This is a genomic window from Amphritea sp. (assembly GCF_048266285.1).
Classification (GTDB): Bacteria; Pseudomonadota; Gammaproteobacteria; order Pseudomonadales; family Balneatricaceae; genus Amphritea.
In genome coordinates this window covers 46,948-65,496 of record NZ_JBLWZV010000022.1, presented here as the reverse complement: position 1 = coordinate 65,496, position 18,549 = coordinate 46,948, and the positions used below count along the sequence as shown (strand labels likewise).

The window sequence follows — 18,549 nt, the reverse complement described above, 5'->3', positions numbered from 1 at the left end:
AGCACCGGCCGTGTGGTTAGAAATAACAAACGAGGTGCTATCCCACTGCATCACCCTCCTATCCTCGAACGACTGAGGCTCGACGCACAAAATTGGCTTAGAAACGCCACTGAGTTTGAACAGCGCTATCCGAAGAAATTTGTAGCCAAAAGACGACCTAAGCGACGATCAGAACGAGTCGCTTAAAAGAAACAACCTTCCCGCCTGCTAATGATCAATAATAACTGAGGCGTTCACTGATCTATTTAACCTATAATTAACGCTAAATGATGAGTAAAACTCAGTTTTATAAGCTTGTAAAAGCACTTAAAACGCAGGATAGAGGTCAGCATACCGCCGGCACGAAGTCCGGCAGATCTGCTTATGTGACAGGCCAGCGAAACTCGAGGGTAATGCTTATTAAGCTTTATCGGCGAGTTTTTTGTGGATGTTGTTCATTCGATAATTGCGCTCGGGATGCAATTCAACCATTTCAAAACCAACGCTCATCCAGCGACGATCAAAGATCGGCTTTAGGCTAGCACTGAACGTTTCAAAGATGGTGTCTGAGGCGGCTTTGAGCACTTCTGGCGTACGGCCAGAACCGACTTTGGCGGTTAGGTGTACAAAGGTATTGTCGGGATCGCCCTCGCCTACGCGAAAATGTTCGCAGCGAACGGCACGTGTACGAATCCCCCCAATAGGGAAAACGCCAGTGGCGATGGCAGTTTCATTGAGTTTTTCAAACAAGGCTGGAATATCTAGATCATCGTCTAGGTTGGCTGAGTATTCCATAATGAAATGTGGCATAACTAACTCCGATTAATGTATCCGCTGTCGCTTCACGCTAGGGTCAAAATCACCCAGCATCGTGCTGTCTAAAGACGGAAAAAGCTGGCAAAGAGATGATCTATGCCAGCTGTCGATATGTGATGCGTAAACCCACCGCTTAATTAGCGACCGAGTACAGGCACCTTATGGGTGTCATGGGCGATACAGACGTTTTTGGTTTCCATATAGAAATCAAAGCTCCAATCACCACCGTCACGACCAATACCGGACATTTTCACCCCACCGAATGGGGATGGCAGGTTACGGTTGTTTTCAGAGTTAACCCACAGCATACCCGCTTCAACCGCATGAGCCATGCGCATTGCACGACCGGTATTGCTAGTCCAGATATAACCAGCCAGACCGTAAACCGTTTCGTTAGCCAGTTGAATTGCTTCTTCTTCGGTTTCGAATTCGATAGCGGTCAGCACTGGGCCAAAGATCTCTTCTTGAGCGATACGCATAGTGTTTTTCGCATCGACAAACAGGGTTGGTGTCACGAAGTTACCTGGGCCCATCTCATCGCGCAGTGATTTACCACCGACAGCAATAGTGGCGCCATCCTGCTTAGCAATTTCAAAGTAGCTAGTCACTTTTTCATAGTGACCGGTATGTACCAGCGGGCCTACTTCAGTTTCAGGGTCCAGCGGGTGACCGACTTTAATATTGGCAACCCGTGCTTTCAGCGCCGCAAGGAACTTGTCCTTGATACCACTTTGAATTAACAGGCGGCTTGAACTTGTGCAACGCTGACCATTGAGGCTGTAGATCATGAATACAGTGGCATCAAGGGCACGTTCGAAGTCTGCATCATCAAACACGATAACAGGGTTTTTGCCACCCAGTTCAAGGTGTAAACGTTTCAATGTTTGTGCCGTTTGTGCCTGAATCATTTTACCCGTAGCAGAGTCACCGACCAACGCCACTGCTTTAATCGCAGGGTGTTCTGTCAGCGCTTTACCGGCAACGGCACCAAAACCGTTAACCATGTTCCAAACACCTTTAGGCAAACCAGCCGCATCGGCACATTCTGCCAGAATGGAGGCGGTCAGTGGGCTCAGTTCAGCAGGCTTATGTACCACGGTGCAACCGGATGCCAGTGCTGGCGCGATTTTCCAGGTAGACAGCATGAACGGCGTATTCCACGGTGTGATCACCGCAACAGGACCGAGCGGGCTACGCACGGTGAAGTTGGTGTGTTCGGCTTGATGCAGCGACAGACCATTACGTGCTTCTGGTGCTTGGTCAGCAAAGAAACGGAAGTTAGCCGCACCACGAACCGCTGCTTGACGCATAAAGCGTAGCGCCTGACCACAGTCCATTGATTCAACCATAGCGATCTCTTCAGCGCGCTTTTCTAGCTCATCGCCTAAACGATGCAGAATCTTACGACGCTCGGCACCCGGTGTTGCTGCCCAATCTGCTGCAGCGGCTGCCGCTGCTTCACAGGCCGCGTTAACATCTTCTACCGACGCCGCAGCCACTTTACCCAGATAGCTTTGGTCAAATGGCGTGGTGTTGTCAAAGGTTTCACCGCTACCTAGCGTCCATTCACCGTTGATGAAATGGCCCAGCGTGTTCTCTTTAAAGCGCGCTAAATAGCCTTCAGCTTTGCCGATATTTTCTTGTAGTTGTGCACTCATCTCTCTATACCTCAATACTTGTCGCCGTAGAACGCTTGCTCAGAAACGATATTCGTTACCAGCGCGCCAACTTTTTCAATTTCACAGACAACCGTGTCACCAGGCTGCATATCTTTCAGACCTTTCGGGGTGCCGGTAGCAATCATATCGCCGGGCTTCAAGGTCATGATCTTACTCAGGTATTCCACCAAGAAAGGCACATCGAAAATGATGTCCGCGGTGGTGCCTTCCTGTGTTAGCTCACCATTTACATGGGTGGTCAGTTTCAGGTTACTGATATCACCGACGTCATCTTTGTCGATCAACCAAGGGCCGATGGGACAAAGTGAGTCGCGACTCTTAACCCGCAGGTTAGGACGGTAGTAGTTTTCCAGATAGTCACGGATGGCAAAGTCATTACAAACGGTATAACCGGCAATGTAATCCATGGCGTCTTCACGGGCGATATTCTTGCCCTCTTTACCGATCACCGCCACCAGCTCACACTCATAGTGTTGGAACTCGATATTGTCGGGACGGTAAGCGTTTTGTTTGTGACCGGTCAGCGTATTGGCTCCTTTCAGGAACACCAATGGCTCTTTCGGTGGCTCGAAGGCCAACTCAGCGGCGTGATCCGCATAGTTAAGACCTAAGGCAAAAATAGTGCCTGGCTCTTTGATCGGTGACAACCAAGTCACATCAGCTTCATTAATCAACTGACCATCAACTTTTGATTTCAGTAGGCCCGTGTCGGCAAAAGAATCTTCAACCGTTACATCCAGCTCGGAGCCATTAAAAAGTACGCGTGCGTGTTTCATTTCGAATGATCCCCTTATTCGCCAAGTGTATTGTGCAGTTCAGTGACACCGGCAATGACCGAACTAACGTTGTCACCTTTCGCTACCGGAGCACGCTGCCCTGGAAAACCAACGGCGATCACATCGCCAGGTTGCAGCGTCATGATATAAGAGATAGTACTGATCAGTTCAGCCACGCCACGTACCAACTGAGATACCGGCGTTTCATTAACTACCGTGCCATTAACCGACGTCACCACGGTCAAAGCTTGAGGATCAGCAACGGCAACAACCTCAGCACCGATCGGCGCAGAAGTGTCTAGACATTTACCTTTGATATCAGGGCGGTAATAGTTTTGTTCAACCAGCGAGAAGTCATGGACTAGGGTATAACCTTCTACATAGTCCAGTGCTTCGGCCTGACTGACACGACAGCACTCTTTACCAAACACAACGGCCAGTGATGCACCAACGACCATGCTATCTGCACCGTCAGCCCACTCAACCACGGCACCGTCGGTGCTCCACGTGTTGTGCGGTTTAAAATATAAGACTGGCTGTGTTGGCGCGCCTTTGTAGGGTGCTTCAGCAAACTCAGCCTGCATTGCGTTGAACTGTTCAGAATCGTTCAGCGCAACACATACCAATTTACCTTTAACGATTGGATTATTACTCATAACTCTCTACCTAAAATTAATATCCGCTGGACTGAGAAGACTCAGCCTGCCCTTGAGACGTTGAGTCACCGGCTTTAAAACTTTCAGCTAACTGTTTGGCTGCATTACTCAGCAGCAGGGTATCGACACCGACACCGACAAACTTAGCGCCCTTGGCCACATAGTGATGTGCTTTGGCCTGATTGATACAGAGCAACCCAGCCGCTTTACCCGCCGCATTGATAATCTCAAAACCTTTCTCAATAGCAGCCACAACCTCGGGATGATCCGGGTTGCCAATATGGCCCATCGAAGCCGACAGGTCAGAGGGGCCGATAAAGACCGCATCAACACCCTCGACAGCGGCAATTTCTGCCAAGTTTTCCATCGCGGTGACTGTTTCGGCCTGTACCACAAGGCAGATCTCATCGTTGGCTTTCTGCAGGTAGCCCGGAATACGATTCCAGTTAGCCGCACGGGCTAATGAGCTACCGAGGCCACGGATGCCTTGAGGTGGGTATTTAACCGCTTTAACCAGCTCACGGGCCTGTTCAGCGGTATCACACATCGGCACCAAGACGGTTTGTGCGCCAATATCGAGAATCCGTTTTAGCAGCGCCGTGCGGCCCTCTTCAGGACGCACAATCGCAGGTACTCCATAAGGCGCGATCGCCTGCAGATGACGCATCGTTGAGTCCAGCTCAAACGGTGCATGTTCGCTATCGATCAGCAGCCAGTCAAACCCCGCACCGGCAACAAGCTCAGCACAGCTGGCATCGGGTAGTCCGAGCCACAGACCCCACATAGGCTGGTCGCCTTTTAGGCCCTGCTTGAATTTATTAACAGGAAGTTCCATAACGTCCTCTTATTTATACGAATTTCACAGAGATACCGCCCAGTGGGCCGTAATCTGCATGAATAGTGTCACCCGCTTTTACTGAGACCGGACGGGTAAAGGAGCCTGCCAGAATCACCTGGCCGGGTTCCAACGCCACACCGTGAGGGGCAAAACGCTTACAGACCCAGCAGATGCCATTAGCCGGATGACCCAGTACACCAGCCGCAATACCCGTTTCTTCAATCTGACCATTAAGATAGAGCAGCGCACCCGCCCAACGTAGATCGATATCCATCGGTTTAATCGGCCGACCACCTAAGACAATACCGGCATTCGCCGCGTTGTCAGCAATAGTATCGTACACCTTGCGGGTATAGCCGGTCTCAGGATCGGTACGGTGACAACGAGCGGCAATCAGTTCCAGCGATGGAATAACATAATCAGTGGCATTCAACACATCAAAGATGGTGATATCGTCCCCTTCCAGACGATCCTTCAAGACGAACGCCAGTTCCACTTCAATACGTGGATCTGGGAAATCAGATGCTTTAATCTCGGCACCGTCGGCAAAAAACATATCATCCAGCAACACACCGTAATCCGGCTGATTGATATTCACGGCCATCTGCATAGCACGTGATGTCAGACCGATCTTATACCCTTTAACCTTGGCACCATTGGCGATCTTTTGATCGACCCAGGTTTTCTGAATGGCATAAGCATCGTCCATCGTCATCTCAGGGTGTTCAAGCGTCAGCGCAGGGATCTGAGTACAGTCTTTCTCTGCCTGATAAAGCTTCTCGGCCGCTAGTTGTATCTGTTGTTCTGTCAGCATATCTAATTTCCATCTTAGCGTTGTCTTCTGCAATCTTCGTAGCAAAATACCAGCTTGCCCATTTACCTATTTAAAGGTAGCGATTACCATATGCACAATAATATAATTAATATATTAAGTAATTTCCAGTTTTTTTTCTTCATAGGTACGTCATGACTGCTAATCACCTCGCTCAAACGATACGTAATAACTGGCCGGGAGCCCGAATAGCCGGGCCTCTCGTGCTGACGATGTGCCTCTTAACACTGCTAAATATTGTCTTACCACTAGGATTAGCGGGTTTAGCAACCCTACTGTGCTGGCTGTATATTGCCATCGAAATGCCCCGATTGAAGCCGAAACAACGTAAACAGATTCTGGCCCTGTTTGCTATTGGCATCGCGGCCGCTGCCTTGGCGTGGACTCAAGGTGCAGACCTATCACTGCAGGCACTGTTTGGTGAACACCTAAAACTGGCCATGCTGCTAACCTCAATAAGCTTCATCGGCATGGCCGGCCGAGTGGGTTGCGATACCAGTAAGCCGGGGATTCATAGTTTTATCACTACCCTGCTGGGAATGCATTTTTTCTCCTCCGTGGCGAACTTTTCTTCGGTGATCGTGGTAGGTGATCAGATTAAGCAGAATAAGGGCATCGACCAGCTGTCTCAATGGGTTCTCAGTCGGGGCTTCGGCATGGCGGTGCTCTGGTCACCGTTTCTAAGTCTCTTACCCCTAGTGCTAGAACAGGTACCCGGCGTTGAGTTAGCGCAGGTATACCCCTTCTCCATCGCTTTGGCAGCCATCGGATTGCTTTTAAGTATTCTCGAAGCGCGTTTTCGCGCCGCTGCCGCGCTGCAAAACTATGCCGGCTATCCGTTAAAAACCGAAACACTGACGCTGCCTTTGATACTGATCGCCATGATCCTGTTGCTCAGTTGGCAGATGCCGCAACTGCCAATGGTCTTTCTGGTATCACTGTTGTCAATTGTCGTGCCGATTGCGCTGATGGTTGTACTGTCGAATATCCGCTCTGCCAGTCGTCAACTTTCGCTGCATGTGAGCGAAAAATTATCGGAAAGCCGTGCAGAGATCAGCCTCTTTATGAGCGCCGGTGTGCTGGCTGCAGGGGTGAAGGCCTGTATTAGTGTCGGCCTGATTAGCCTACCGTTTACCCAAACCAACGCGGGCGTGGCCTCGTTGGTAATGGTGATGATTGTCGGCTTAGCCTATCTGGGTATTCATCAATTGGCGTTAGTGGCGATTTTTGCCGGTTTACTGGCTGATATCACTGTGACCCCAAATCTGATGGCGATTGCCTATGTACTCGGTACGTCATTGGCGATGTCCGGCAGCACCTTTAGTGGTCTTAACTTTATTATGAAATCCCGCTTTAATGCCACTGACGGAGAGATTATTCGCAACCAACTGCCCTACAACCTGATAATGCTGGTCGCCGGCTGCGGCATCATTCATCTGATGGCAGCGATGGGGGTTCACTAATCTCACCACTGAACAGCGCAGTCTCGCTGTTCAGTTTCTTAAAGCCCCTACGGCTTAGGGCCTTAACAAAACATAGGTTTTCTGTTGGGTAACCAACCTTATAGATCAATGCACGGTACATACCATACACGGATCAAACGAGCGTACGATATGCTGCACAGCCACCGGATCTTTCTCACCTTCCAGCACCGGCGCACCCTGCAGTGCTTGTTCTAACGCCCCGGGGGTGCCATGTTGATCTCGGGGAGAGAAATTCCAAGTGGTTGGCGCAATGATCTGATAATTAGCAATTTTGCCCTCTCGAATACTAAGCCAATGACCTAAACTGCCACGAGCCGCTTCAATCATGCCCACCCCTTCAGCATAATCCGGTAACGAGCCATGCAGACAGAACTGCTCGGTTGGCTGGATCTGCCGCGCCCAACGCTCCATCTGCGGAACCACAAGCGCCAACTCTAATAGCCGGGCCAGCATTCTGTTTTGCACATTGCCGCCACTGCGGGCGACCAGATCGGTTATCAATGGGTGCCCATTGGTTAACTGTCGCGCCAGTGCACCAGTCTCCATCACCTGCCCATCAAGCCGTGGGGCTTTGCACCAGCTGTAGCCTTGAACATTATCCAGCGCCGGCTGTGTTACCCCCTGCTCCGGGTGCTGCGGTGCCGTCTGACCCGCTAACCAAGCATGGGAGATATCTTCGGTAATCAACTGGCTATCCAGCGGGCGCCGTTGCCCCTGCCCGTCAATGACGCCGGGGCGAAACAGCCGCTCGCCTTCAAGAGAATAATTACCATAACTCATAAACTGATCGGTCGCCCGGCCTAGCTGGTCGAGCTGTAACTGCTGTGAAAGATGTATAAAAGTGCGTAGGTCAGAGGAGTGCCAATCTTTCTCTATCGCCCACTGCTGTAATTCCGCCACTGAGGTTAACTGACCAATCAGCTCTAATGAATCACCGAACAGGCGACGTTCAAGAAAACGCCGAAAGCCTGCCAAAATAGACATCATCTGTAAGCGGTCGTGCCCATCAACCGCCTTGGCGGTGCCGCCGGGCTGAATGCTTAAACTGTGCGGCCATTTACCGGCGAGCAACCCCATCAGATGAAGAAATTCCGCTCTGGCGGGCAACACTTCACGATAAGCTTCGCCACTGACCGCCCGAAAACGAGCTTGCACCGGCTCATACCAAGATTGCACCGCATAACTGGGCCGCGCAAAATCCGGCATAAAAAACAGATAGAAATGGGTCAGCAGGTCGGCCATATTTTCATTGGCCAGAATCAGATTAATACAACGCTCACCATTGGGCGTCATACCTAACTGCATGGCATCCGCCAGCGCATAGGCCGAGGCCACCGATTGACTCACCGAACAGATACCACAGATACGTGGGGTATATACCAGTGCATCCATCGGCTGCTTACCCTTTAGAATCTGCTCAAAACCGCGATACATAGTCGAGTTGACATTAGCACTTGTCACCCGACCGGCATCAATCTCCAATGCAATTTCAAGGTCCCCTTCCACCCGATTAAACGGGCCTACCAACATTCGGCTCATAGTCTCTTCTTATTGTCTGTTACTGTCTGATCCTGACAACTTAGTGGTGCTAGCCAGCCCGGTGTTATTTATCGATTTTCGCTCGGCTCGGCGGGTAGATAATCCGTTCAGAGGTGGCATTTCGCTTGAGCCGCTCCGGTGTTGCCGCCTTTGACAGAGAGGCCAATGCCACAAACCAAGCTTTGGGCATATCGGTTGGCAGGCCTACAGGGATGCCCGCAATTTTGCGCGTTTTGGTAAAGGCATAAGTGGGTTCTTCAAACTCCGGTGCGGTGCAATTAATACAGGCATAACCGCCACGGGTGCAAGAACCTTCACCATTCCACGGGCGGATATTACAATCTGCATGGGCTTGCGTCCCCAAACAGCCCATATTCTCCATCATGCAACCCTGATCACCCGGCTGTTCGGCACTGGCTTTATATTCATAGTATTCATTTCGTGAACAACCATGATGCACCAGATGATCGGCATAACTACGTGGACGGCCTAAATGGTCGACCTGATCAGCACCAAACTCACCCAGTGCAATCTGTAATAGTGTTTCAGTAATCCAGTTTGGATGAGTCGGGCAACCGGCAATATTAACCACCGGCTGACCACTACCAGAGCGATAATTAGCACCCAGTAAGCCGCCGGCTAATTCACCATCAAATTGGAGCCCCGTTGCCTCGGTAACATTGTCTCCGGCGGCACTGATGCCTCCATAAGCAGCACAACTACCCACCGCTACCGTCTGTTTCGCCCGCCCCGCCAACTGTCGCACCCAATCAATCATCGGTACGCCGGTGCCGCCCATCAGATGAAACCGACCACTGCCCATCGGCCCCATCAACATCGATCCTTCGATACAGAGAATATCTAATAGCACCTGACCATCGACTAACTGCTGCAGTAGCTCAATCACTTCGGTACCACTTCGCTCACTCAACGAGGGATGCCAGAGTAAATTAATGCCCGCAGCTTCAAAACGGGTAAACAGGTCTGGCGCTTCAGCATTCAACATCGACATACTGCAACCACCACAACCACCGGACTGTAACCAGAGAAGATTAACCATTACGCAGCTCCTGATCCCATCTCGGGATGCTCACCCGTTTCATCAATGCGAGCAGCAAAAACTTGTTTAGGCAGTTCGAGTCTTGCGAAAGCCCCACCTTCAGGATGATTATTAATCAATAACTTACCGCCATGTTCTAAGACGATACCATAACTAATAGACAAGCCCAAGCCGGTGCCTTCGCCAACCGGTTTAGTGGTAAAAAAAGGATCGAACACCCGCGACAGATGCTCTTCAGCGAGACCCGGTCCACTATCGCGTAAGGTAAACCATACCTGTGTATCGGTCTCGCCAGCGTGCAGTTCTAAGCGGGCATCGGGCTGATGTTTCATAGCGTCTACAGCGTTTTGAATCAGGTTAACAATCACCTGATGAATCTGTCCGGCATGGCCCAATGCCTGTATTTTATCGGGTAGATTAAGCTCGACTGCAACAGGGCGATGACTCTCTTTGATGATCCAATGTAGAGCGGTTTTAATTACATGGCTAAAGTCGAACCGGGTTTTCTCGGCTTCCTGACAGGAAGAAAATTGACGCAGATCGCGGACGATATCCCGCACCCGGTCAGCCCCTTCCATCGTCCCTTCGACCAGTGAATTAAGATCACGAATCGCTTTATCCAACCGCAAGGTTTCGCGTAATTCTCGCAGTTCGGCGCGGCTGCGATTTTCACTCACCGCATTAAAATAGGTCACCAGTTTGTCGGTGTAACGACGCAGGGCATGCATATTGCCATAAACGAAGCTGATCGGATTATTAAGTTCATGGGCAACACCTGCCACTAGCCGACCGAGCGACGCCATCTTTTCAGATTGCACCAGCCGCTCCTGCGCCAGCTTAAGCTCAGCATGGGCATGATTCAGCTCTTTATAGGCTTTCTGTAGCTCGCCTAGAGGACGCCCGATCATCACCATGCCAGCCATACGACCACGCCGGTCTCGGCGGGGACTGCAGTTCATTGCCAGCGGTACCCAGCCTTTGCGGCCAGCTAACTCGACTTCACAATCTCGTACCGGTTGCACCCGCAGCTGATTTTCAATATCGGTGAATTTATTTTGGTAAGCCGGCGCCACCAACTCAATAAAGTGTTTACCAATCAGTTCATCGGCAGCCACGCCGGTCAGTTGCTCAAAGGCACTGTTCAGCTGCTGAATCACCCCCTGTTTATCACAGACGATCAGTACATCACTCATAGCGCTTTGCACACTGTCGAGAAAGCCTTGAGTTTGTTCCAGCTCTAGATTCTTTTGCTCAATCTCAACTTGATAATGCACTAGGTCAGCATAGGTCTCATCCATTTTCTGGATAACACTGACCCACGCTTCATCAGCCAGTTCACTCTTATCGATACTGTCTTGTTCGATACGGTCCTGCTCGACACTATCCTGTGGTTTTTTATCGGTCATCGGCGGCGGTTAAATTCAATAACGGATCGATCCAGATTACTCTGCCAACAGCACAAGTGCAAAGCCCACCACGGAGTAAGCCACACATCAGTGTGTCTGCTCTGCCGCTGACTGGCAATCAAGGCAGAAACGACTATCGGGGCGGGCTAGCAACCGTGCGAGGCTGATAAGCTTATCGCACCCTTCACAATAGCCGTATTCAGCTTCGCTAAATTTCAATTCGGCATGCAGCACTTCATGCAACCGGCGGCGACACTGTTCGAGATTTGCCAGCGCCATATTTTGTTGTTGCAGCGCATCCCCTCGGGAAACCCGCCCAACCGCCTGCTGATCTAAAATCACCGGCTGAGCACTGAGTTCTAAGTTGATAATCTCTTCGTTGAGCTCAGCCTTCAGTGCCTGCAAGGCGGCCTGGCATTGTGCCTGCGGCTGATCATCCATCGACATTTCCCCCTTGCTGCAACAAATGGCTTACCAAGGCCCGTAACTTACCCGCTTTTACTGGTTTATTTAACACCGGCAAACCGTGGGCGCGAAACAGTTTACGCCCCTCGGGTGATCGATCAGCGGTAATCATGGCCGCCGGGATAGCCGCCCCCGCAAACTCACGCACCTGAGCCACGGCGGCAACACCGGTCGTATCATGATTAAGGTGAAAGTCGGCCAGAATCAGTTCGGGCATTAACCCTTCACTAAGATAGCTATCAATCGCCTCGTTGGCATCTATCGCCACATAAACCTGACAGTTCCACTGCTCTAACAGCGCCTTCATGCTGACCAAAATATCGTTTTCGTTATCGATCACTAAAATAGCGCGGCCGCTGAGGTCGTGTTGCGGCAGTTGTTGTGGCTGGAGAATCGGTTCAACCACCTCACCGCTAATTGGCACAGATACACTGAACATAGTGCCTTGACCCAACTGTGAACGCACTCCGATGGGGTGATCCAACATCCCCGCTATTCGTTCAACAATAGCCAACCCCAACCCGACCCCTTTACGGCCGGTTTGATATTGATGATCGATCTGCTGAAACTCTCTAAAAATATCGTCGAGACGATCATCGGGAATACCAGGACCGGTATCCCAGACCTGAATTTCGAGCCGATCTGCACGCCGGCGCGCCCCCAATAACACCTTGCCCTCGGGGGTATAACGAAACGCATTACTCAGAAAATTACGCAATACGCGCATCAACAAACGGGTATCGCTCTGCACATTCAGACGGTTACCACATACCTTGAGTTGTATTTCGCGCTGCTCGGCCACCGGCTGAAACTCCACCTGCAACATCCGAAACAGATAATCGACGGGAATACTGATCAGATCCGGCTGCACCGCATTTTGATCCAGCCGAGAGATATCCAATAGATCGCTGAGTAGCTCTTCAGCCCCTTCCAGCGCGATATGAATCCGCTCAACCAGATGATTATTATCCTGAGCGAGCTCCCGCTCTTGCAGAGTAGACACCAGCAAGCGGGCCGCATTCAATGGCTGTAATAGGTCATGACTGGCCGCTGCGAGGTATTTGTCTTTACTCTTATTCGCCTGTTCGGCAGCATCCCGCGCAACCTTTAACGCTTGTTCGATCACGTTACGTTCGCTTATCTCACTCAGCAACTTATCGTTCACCGCAACCAACTCTTCGGTACGGTCATCGACGCGCTGTTCCAACTCTTCGTTAAGCTTTTTGAGTTTATTCTGCGCTTTCCTACGTTCAGTGATGTCCGCTACAAAGGCTTCCAGTAGATCCCCTCTGTCATCTTGTTTTAACAACACGTTTAACGAAACATCTACCGCGCTACCATCTTGCCGCTTTAGCTGAGTTTCATAGCCAAACAACTTACCGTGCAGCTGCAATTTACCGAGAAACAACGGATACTCATCGGCATCAAACAAGAGATCCCCCGCAAACGAATCGACCCGATTACACAATTGGTCCGGGTCGGTATAGCCACAGATTCGCGCTAGCGCAGGATTAGCGGTAATCAGCCCTTCATTGAGACGTGCCTGAAATATTCCGTGTTGGGCATGCTCAAAGATCAACTTATAGCGGTTGCGTTCGGCCTCCAACTCTTCAATTTTGGCCACCAACTCAGGGTAGTGGCTCTTTCGTGCGGACTGACCACCCAGCCCCATTAAGCGTTCTACCGTGAGCCGGTCACTGGGCGAATAGCTCACCTCAGAGCGCTTCTTCATAGACCACCTCGACATCCCGCTTATTGGATTTACGCGGATTGGTCAAAATACAGGGGTCCTGAATCGCTTTAGCCGACAAAATAGGAATATCACTAAGATTAACGCCCCGAGCCGCCAGCCCTTCGACTAACCCAACATCCTGCTTCAGCTTAATCACTTTTTCCTGCAGACGTTTATGCACCATCGCATTGCTCATCCCTCGGGTGTCAATACCCATGGTTTCAGCGACGACGCGAAACTTATCTTCCGCCGACCGAAAATTAAAACCGATAACATGTTCCAGCAGCATAGCGTTACACATCCCATGGGGCAGATCGAGAAAGCCTCCTAAGCTATGGGACATGGCATGAACCGCACCCAAAATCGCATTAGAAAAAGCCAATCCCGCTTTCATACTGCCGAGCATTACCTGCTCGCGTAATTTGAGATCGGTGGGGTCTTTCACTAATGCCACCAGGTTTTCGTTCACCAGTTTGATCGCATCCAAGGCATGCATATCGGTGAGTGGGCCTGAGCCGGTCGAGACAAAGGCTTCGATCGCATGCACCAGCGCATCAACCCCCGTACAGGCGGTGAGAAAGGGATCCATCGTAATGGTGGTTTCAGGGTCGATCAACGAGACGTCGGGGACTACTGCTTTACTGACAATAGAGATTTTCATCTTCTCTTGTTGATCAGAGATGATGGCAAACTGGGAGACATCGGCGGAAGTGCCAGCAGTAGTAGGAATAAAAATCAGTGGTGGAATAGCCACCTCGATCGTGTCCACCCCTTCAAACTCGAGAATATGGCGATGATGAGTGGCGACGATACCGATCCCTTTAGCGCAATCCATAGGGCTGCCACCCCCCACCGCAACAATCAGGTTACAACCTTGTTGACTGTAGATCTCAGCGCCTTTCATCACCTCTTCAGCGCGTGGGTTTGGTGACACCGCGGTAAAGAGCTCGTAGTCAAAGCCTGCCAGCCTCAGGTCCTGGGCTACTTCATCAACCCAACCCGCGGCGACAACCCCGGGGTCGGAAACTAATAAAATTTTACGGGCGCCGAATGAACGGGCAAAATTAGCGACTGTTTTGCGAGCACCCGCGCCAAAGACAATTTCAGGTGCCACAAACTTACGCAGGTTAGCGATATCATCACTCATGTCGGTTCCTGATCAAGGCAGATAAGCCACTCATTTTATTATCGTTTTACATCTTATCATGCACACATAGTCGGTGATTATATCAGTGTTACAGACATAAAAAAGGCGACCCGAAGGCCGCCTTTAGTCATAGCGAGAATAACCGCTTAGTTAATCAGGTTAAGCAACAGCTTATTCAGACGATTAACATAGGCTGCAGGATCATCCAACTGACCACCGGCGGCCAGTTGTGCTTGTTCAAACACGACCAGTGCCAGCTCAGCAAAACGATCTTCATCGGCTTCGTTATCCAGCTTGCTGATCAGCGGATGCTCTGGGTTAATTTCAAAGATGGGCTTGCTCTCAGGCACAGCCTGACCCGCCGCTTCCATGATCTTACGCATCTGCAGACCCATATCATAAGCCCCCAGTACAACACAGGCAGGTGAGTCAGTCAGACGGTGAGTTACACGTACTTCACTGACTTGCTGTTCTAGACTGTTTTTAAGACGTTCGGTCAGACCTTCCATCTCTTTTGCAGTCTCTTCCTGCGCTTTTTTCTCTTCCTCGTTCTCGGTTTCGCCTAGGTCCAGTTCGCCCTTGCTGACATCCTGGAATGACTTACCGTCGAAGTCGAACAACTGGCTCATCAGCCACTCATCAACTCGATCAGACATCAGCAACACTTCGATACCTTTCTTACGGAAGATTTCGAGGTGTGGGCTATGCTTAGCGGTATTGTAGTTCTCAGCGACGGCGTAGTAGATCTTGTCCTGACCTTCCTGCATCCGAGAAACGTAATCTTCCAGCGAAACACTCTGCTCAGACGAATCGTTATGGGTCGATGCAAACCGCAGCAGCTTCAACACGGTTTCGCGGTTAGCGTGATCTTCAGCCGGACCTTCTTTCAGCACTTCGCCGAACTCGGTCCAGAACTTAGCGTATTGCTCAGGGTCGTTTTTAGCCAGTTTACCCAGCATATCCAGTGAACGTTTTGTCAGCTGAGTTTTCAGCTTATCAACCACCGGATCTTTCTGCAGGATTTCACGGGATACGTTGAGTGACAGATCACTCGTATCAACCACACCTTTAATAAAGCGCAGATACATCGGCAGGAACTGGTCTGCCTGATCCATAATAAAGACCCGCTGAACGTAGAGTTTCAAGCCACGCGGAGTATCACGATTCCACAAGTCATAAGGGGCATGAGCCGGGACATAGAGCAAGCTGGTGTAATCCAACTTACCTTCAACCCGGTTATGGCTCCACTTCATAGGGTCTTGAAAGTCATGGGAGATATGTTTGTAGAACTCTTTAAACTCGTCATCGCTGATATCGCTTTTAGAACGAGTCCAAAGCGCAGTAGCAGAGTTAACGGTTTCATCTTCCGGTGCCTTAGGCTCTTCACCCTCTTCAACCGGTTCAGGTTCTTTCTGCATAATCACTGGCAGTGAAATATGATCGGAATATTTACGCACTAACGTACGCAGACGGAAGCCATCCGCAAATTCTGACTCTTCATCTTTCAGGTGCAGAATAATGGTGGTACCGCGCGGTGCTTTTTCAACGGTTTCAACGGTAAAATCACCTTCACCTTGAGAAACCCAACGCACACCATTGCCTGCAGGTTCACCCGCTTTACGGGTAATCACTTCGACTTCTTTAGCAACGATGAACGCTGAGTAGAAGCCCACACCAAACTGACCAATCAGTTGAGAATCTTTCTTTTGGTCGCCGCTCAATTCAGACAAGAACTGAGACGTACCTGATTTAGCAATCGTCCCCAGGTGCTCGATGACATCCTGGCGGTTCATACCCAAACCGTTATCATCGATAGTAACGGTGTTAGCTTCTTTATCGAATTCGACACGAATACGCAGATCGCCATCGCCTTCGTACAAATCATTATTTGATAACGCTTCAAAGCGCAGCTTATCTGCGGCATCCGAAGCATTCGAGATCAACTCACGAAGAAAGATCTCTTTGTTTGAATACAAAGAATGAATCATCAGGTGAAGCAGTTGCTTCACTTCAGTTTGAAAGCCTAGTGTTTCCTGCTGAGTTTCTGTGCTCATCTATCAATTCCCAATCTTACTGTTACAAAGATTTACTGTTAAAACGAAAACCGTTGAACCTAAAGATGGGGCCGGCCCCTTTCTTTTCAAGGGGCCGAAAGTGAAATGGGGTACAAATTATTCGGTCCGACTGATCACCAACTGACGCAAGGTGCTGGAATTAAATTCCCGACGATAGAGGATAACCACCACTCCGCTGGCCATCAGCATGAACAGCCAGGGATTAATAAACCAGGCCAACACCGACAAACTGAAATAATAGGTGCGTAATCCTAGATTAAAATTATTCGCCGCCATCGAACTCATAATAGCTAAGCGTGTGGCATGGGCGATCATCTCGGGCTCTTCAGCGTCACTTGGCTGCGGTGCACCACCGATCATCACCGAGGTAAAGCCATACTGCCGCAGGCTCCACGTAAACTTCAAAAAAGCATAGACAAACATACCGATCAAGACCAACAGCTTAAGTTCCCACTCCGCTTTAGTGGCATGCATGGCCAGCGGAAAATCACCGACAACATCAATCGCCTTATCGGTTGAACCTAATACCGTCATCAAGCCCGCTAAAATAAGCATGGTGGAGGATGCAAAAAATGATACGCTACGCTCCAAATTAGCCACGGCGGCGGTATCCGCAATACGCACCTCACGATGCAACATGCGGGTCATCCATTCCAGACGATAATTATGCATCACGCTCGCCAGACAGTGACTGTCTCGGGCTCGGCGCCGGGAATAGGTGTTATAGCCTTTAAAACAGAGTAGAAACCAGCCCAATGCCAGCAGGTTAAGCCAGTTCGAATAGAGAAAGCCTAGCAGCGGTTCCATATGTATTCCCGGAAATTAAAACGTAGTGACATTGTAAATAAAACAACAGGATAGACAACCTTGCTCAGCCAATATTCTAAGCTTCTCTTAGGCGCCTCTTTTGCCCTCGCCACCACCTTGGTGATGAGTCTGGCCGCCGCTGCCACAAAATATACCGCCGCGTTCGTGTCCATTGAGCAGATCGTATTAGTCCAGTACCTACTTTGCACCTTAATTATGCTGCCCTGGCTTGGCCGCCACGGCGTAAAAGCACTTAAAACTGATAAGCTGGGACTACACCTCATTAGAGGATTATCAGGCTGGCTATGTTTTTACAGCTACTATTTAGCCCTCAATGAGATCCCCCTCGGTGAAGCCTCTTTACTGCGTAACGCTGCTCCCTTAGTGGTGCCCTTACTGGTGCTGGTCTGGTTAAAAGAGCGTATGCCGCTGATAAACTGGCTACCGGTCATCATCGGTTTTATCGGCATTGCATTGGTACTTAAACCCGAAGGTAACGAATTTAACCCTTGGCACCTGGTCGGGGTTGCCTCTGCTATTTTGCTGTCGGTATCTATTGTCACCACTCGTGAACTCACGCTAACCGAACCGACCAACCGCATTCTTTTTTACTATTTCGGACTGTCAGCACTGTTCTCTTTACCGCTAGCGTTAGCCGACTGGCAACCCGTTGCATGGGTAAGCGTACCGTTAATGCTGGCGATCAGTTTATCGATCTGGGTCGTGATGTGGCTCTACACTAAGGCCTATAGCTATGCCAAGGCCACGGTGATTGCACCGATCAGTTATTTTGGCGTGTTGTTTGCCAGTTTACTCGGCTGGCTTTTTTGGCAGCAAGTTCCTGATATGATGTCCGTCATGGGGGCGATGCTGATAATCGGCGGCGGTATAGGCTCAGTTTGGCTGGGACGGGAGAAAAATTGATGTATCTAGCACTGTCTGATCTATTTTGGTTAACGCTGATTGTGTTATTGCTACTGCACTGGTGGCAATCACTCAAGATAAAAGAGGTCGCACTAAAAGCCGCTAGCCGGCATTGCGAAGAGCTTGATCTGCAGTTATTGGATCAGAGCGTCTACCTGCGTGGAATCTGGCTAAAACGCAATGACCAGGGCAAGATTAAAATTTGGCGTTCCTACCTATTTGACTTCACCGCCACCGGGGATGATCGAGCAAAGGGCCGTATCGCCCTACTCGGCGCACAGGTAACCGGCATCACGCTGGAAGCACATCGCATCTAACAAGCGCCGGTCTAAGC

Annotated in this window: 17 protein-coding genes and 1 pseudogene; 4 read left to right on the top strand and 14 right to left on the bottom strand. The window is 50.3% G+C overall.

The genetic code is table 11. The annotated features are described in order from the left end of the window. Positions 1-186 (top strand): annotated as a pseudogene (locus ACN0T0_RS17410) (hypothetical protein); the annotation flags it as partial. 213 nt (positions 187-399) lie between these two features. Here the strand turns inward: ACN0T0_RS17410 and ACN0T0_RS17405 are convergent. The 6 genes from ACN0T0_RS17405 to hpaH all read right to left on the bottom strand — a co-directional run bounded on the left by ACN0T0_RS17405 (position 400) and on the right by hpaH (position 5,558). Further along, positions 400-789, bottom strand: a complete 390-nt coding sequence (locus tag ACN0T0_RS17405) for a 5-carboxymethyl-2-hydroxymuconate Delta-isomerase (RefSeq protein ID WP_417228003.1) — start codon at positions 787-789, stop codon at positions 400-402. Between the two features lie 143 nt (positions 790-932). After that, positions 933-2,453 (bottom strand): 5-carboxymethyl-2-hydroxymuconate semialdehyde dehydrogenase, encoded by a 1,521-nt coding sequence (gene hpaE / locus ACN0T0_RS17400; protein ID WP_417228002.1) that lies wholly within the window; start codon positions 2,451-2,453, stop codon positions 933-935. An 11-nt stretch (positions 2,454-2,464) separates the two neighbouring features. Next, positions 2,465-3,250, bottom strand: a complete 786-nt coding sequence (locus ACN0T0_RS17395; RefSeq protein ID WP_417228001.1) for a fumarylacetoacetate hydrolase family protein — start codon at positions 3,248-3,250, stop codon at positions 2,465-2,467. Positions 3,251-3,264: 14 nt separating this feature from the next. Further along, entirely contained in the window at positions 3,265-3,906 is a 642-nt protein-coding gene (locus ACN0T0_RS17390; protein WP_417228000.1) for a fumarylacetoacetate hydrolase family protein, read from the bottom strand. Positions 3,907-3,922: 16 nt separating this feature from the next. Then, positions 3,923-4,741 carry a 4-hydroxy-2-oxoheptanedioate aldolase gene (hpaI, locus tag ACN0T0_RS17385; RefSeq protein ID WP_417227999.1) on the bottom strand — a complete coding sequence of 273 codons (819 nt, stop codon included), beginning with the start codon at positions 4,739-4,741 and terminating at the stop codon, positions 3,923-3,925. 13 nt (positions 4,742-4,754) lie between these two features. After that, complete coding sequence (hpaH, locus tag ACN0T0_RS17380; protein ID WP_417227998.1) at positions 4,755-5,558, bottom strand: 2-oxo-hept-4-ene-1,7-dioate hydratase; 804 nt, start codon at positions 5,556-5,558, stop codon at positions 4,755-4,757. 152 nt (positions 5,559-5,710) lie between these two features. On the opposite strand from hpaH, the gene ACN0T0_RS17375 reads away from it, so the two are divergent. Continuing rightward, positions 5,711-7,039: a hypothetical protein gene (locus ACN0T0_RS17375; protein ID WP_417227997.1), complete on the top strand. Its 1,329-nt coding sequence runs from the start codon at positions 5,711-5,713 to the stop codon at positions 7,037-7,039. Between the two features lie 105 nt (positions 7,040-7,144). Here ACN0T0_RS17375 and ACN0T0_RS17370 read toward each other — a convergent pair whose 3' ends face one another. The 8 genes from ACN0T0_RS17370 to ACN0T0_RS17335 form a co-directional block, all read right to left on the bottom strand. After that, positions 7,145-8,599 (bottom strand): nickel-dependent hydrogenase large subunit, encoded by a 1,455-nt coding sequence (locus ACN0T0_RS17370; protein WP_417227996.1) that lies wholly within the window; start codon positions 8,597-8,599, stop codon positions 7,145-7,147. A gap of 64 nt (positions 8,600-8,663) precedes the next feature. Further along, positions 8,664-9,659 carry a HupU protein gene (locus tag ACN0T0_RS17365; RefSeq protein ID WP_417227995.1) on the bottom strand — a complete coding sequence of 332 codons (996 nt, stop codon included), beginning with the start codon at positions 9,657-9,659 and terminating at the stop codon, positions 8,664-8,666. Then, positions 9,659-11,065 (bottom strand): ATP-binding protein, encoded by a 1,407-nt coding sequence (locus ACN0T0_RS17360; protein WP_417227994.1) that lies wholly within the window; start codon positions 11,063-11,065, stop codon positions 9,659-9,661. Before ACN0T0_RS17360 ends, ACN0T0_RS17365 begins: the two co-directional genes overlap by 1 nt. An 87-nt stretch (positions 11,066-11,152) precedes the next feature. Beyond that, the gene (locus ACN0T0_RS17355) at positions 11,153-11,506 is read right to left on the bottom strand and encodes a TraR/DksA family transcriptional regulator (protein WP_417227993.1); all 354 of its coding nucleotides are present in this window, start codon (positions 11,504-11,506) and stop codon (positions 11,153-11,155) included. Continuing rightward, positions 11,499-13,262: a NahK/ErcS family hybrid sensor histidine kinase/response regulator gene (locus ACN0T0_RS17350; RefSeq protein WP_417227992.1), complete on the bottom strand. Its 1,764-nt coding sequence runs from the start codon at positions 13,260-13,262 to the stop codon at positions 11,499-11,501. Before ACN0T0_RS17350 ends, ACN0T0_RS17355 begins: the two co-directional genes overlap by 8 nt. Next, positions 13,246-14,409 (bottom strand): alcohol dehydrogenase-like regulatory protein ErcA, encoded by a 1,164-nt coding sequence (ercA, locus tag ACN0T0_RS17345; protein WP_417227991.1) that lies wholly within the window; start codon positions 14,407-14,409, stop codon positions 13,246-13,248. Before ercA ends, ACN0T0_RS17350 begins: the two co-directional genes overlap by 17 nt. Before the next feature lie 146 nt (positions 14,410-14,555). Beyond that, a complete protein-coding gene (gene htpG, locus ACN0T0_RS17340) occupies positions 14,556-16,463 on the bottom strand; it encodes a molecular chaperone HtpG (protein WP_417227990.1) in 1,908 nt (635 codons plus the stop codon). A gap of 117 nt (positions 16,464-16,580) precedes the next feature. Continuing rightward, positions 16,581-17,291, bottom strand: a complete 711-nt coding sequence (locus ACN0T0_RS17335; protein WP_417227989.1) for a DUF599 domain-containing protein — start codon at positions 17,289-17,291, stop codon at positions 16,581-16,583. Positions 17,292-17,351: 60 nt separating this feature from the next. Here ACN0T0_RS17335 and ACN0T0_RS17330 point away from each other — a divergent pair, with 60 nt between their 5' ends. Beyond that, positions 17,352-18,215 (top strand): DMT family transporter, encoded by an 864-nt coding sequence (locus ACN0T0_RS17330; protein WP_417227988.1) that lies wholly within the window; start codon positions 17,352-17,354, stop codon positions 18,213-18,215. Next, positions 18,215-18,532, top strand: coding sequence for a DUF3301 domain-containing protein (locus tag ACN0T0_RS17325; RefSeq protein WP_417227987.1), 318 nt, complete (start codon positions 18,215-18,217; stop codon positions 18,530-18,532). The genes ACN0T0_RS17330 and ACN0T0_RS17325 overlap by 1 nt, the downstream gene beginning before the upstream one ends. Positions 18,533-18,549: the final 17 nt, after the last annotated feature.

Bases quoted from the DNA above. Each gene is read 5' to 3' on its own strand.
- ACN0T0_RS17405 (WP_417228003.1), bottom strand. From the start codon at position 789: ATGCCACATTTCATTATGGAATACTCAGCCAACCTAGACGATGATCTA.
- hpaE (WP_417228002.1), bottom strand. From the start codon at position 2,453: ATGAGTGCACAACTACAAGAAAATATCGGCAAAGCTGAAGGCTATTTA.
- ACN0T0_RS17395 (WP_417228001.1), bottom strand. From the start codon at position 3,250: ATGAAACACGCACGCGTACTTTTTAATGGCTCCGAGCTGGATGTAACG.
- ACN0T0_RS17390 (WP_417228000.1), bottom strand. From the start codon at position 3,906: ATGAGTAATAATCCAATCGTTAAAGGTAAATTGGTATGTGTTGCGCTG.
- hpaI (WP_417227999.1), bottom strand. From the start codon at position 4,741: ATGGAACTTCCTGTTAATAAATTCAAGCAGGGCCTAAAAGGCGACCAG.
- hpaH (WP_417227998.1), bottom strand. From the start codon at position 5,558: ATGCTGACAGAACAACAGATACAACTAGCGGCCGAGAAGCTTTATCAG.
- ACN0T0_RS17375 (WP_417227997.1), top strand. From the start codon at position 5,711: ATGACTGCTAATCACCTCGCTCAAACGATACGTAATAACTGGCCGGGA.
- ACN0T0_RS17370 (WP_417227996.1), bottom strand. From the start codon at position 8,599: ATGAGCCGAATGTTGGTAGGCCCGTTTAATCGGGTGGAAGGGGACCTT.
- ACN0T0_RS17365 (WP_417227995.1), bottom strand. From the start codon at position 9,659: ATGGTTAATCTTCTCTGGTTACAGTCCGGTGGTTGTGGTGGTTGCAGT.
- ACN0T0_RS17360 (WP_417227994.1), bottom strand. From the start codon at position 11,065: ATGACCGATAAAAAACCACAGGATAGTGTCGAGCAGGACCGTATCGAA.
- ACN0T0_RS17355 (WP_417227993.1), bottom strand. From the start codon at position 11,506: ATGGATGATCAGCCGCAGGCACAATGCCAGGCCGCCTTGCAGGCACTG.
- ACN0T0_RS17350 (WP_417227992.1), bottom strand. From the start codon at position 13,262: ATGAAGAAGCGCTCTGAGGTGAGCTATTCGCCCAGTGACCGGCTCACG.
- ercA (WP_417227991.1), bottom strand. From the start codon at position 14,409: ATGAGTGATGATATCGCTAACCTGCGTAAGTTTGTGGCACCTGAAATT.
- htpG (WP_417227990.1), bottom strand. From the start codon at position 16,463: ATGAGCACAGAAACTCAGCAGGAAACACTAGGCTTTCAAACTGAAGTG.
- ACN0T0_RS17335 (WP_417227989.1), bottom strand. From the start codon at position 17,291: ATGGAACCGCTGCTAGGCTTTCTCTATTCGAACTGGCTTAACCTGCTG.
- ACN0T0_RS17325 (WP_417227987.1), top strand. From the start codon at position 18,215: ATGTATCTAGCACTGTCTGATCTATTTTGGTTAACGCTGATTGTGTTA.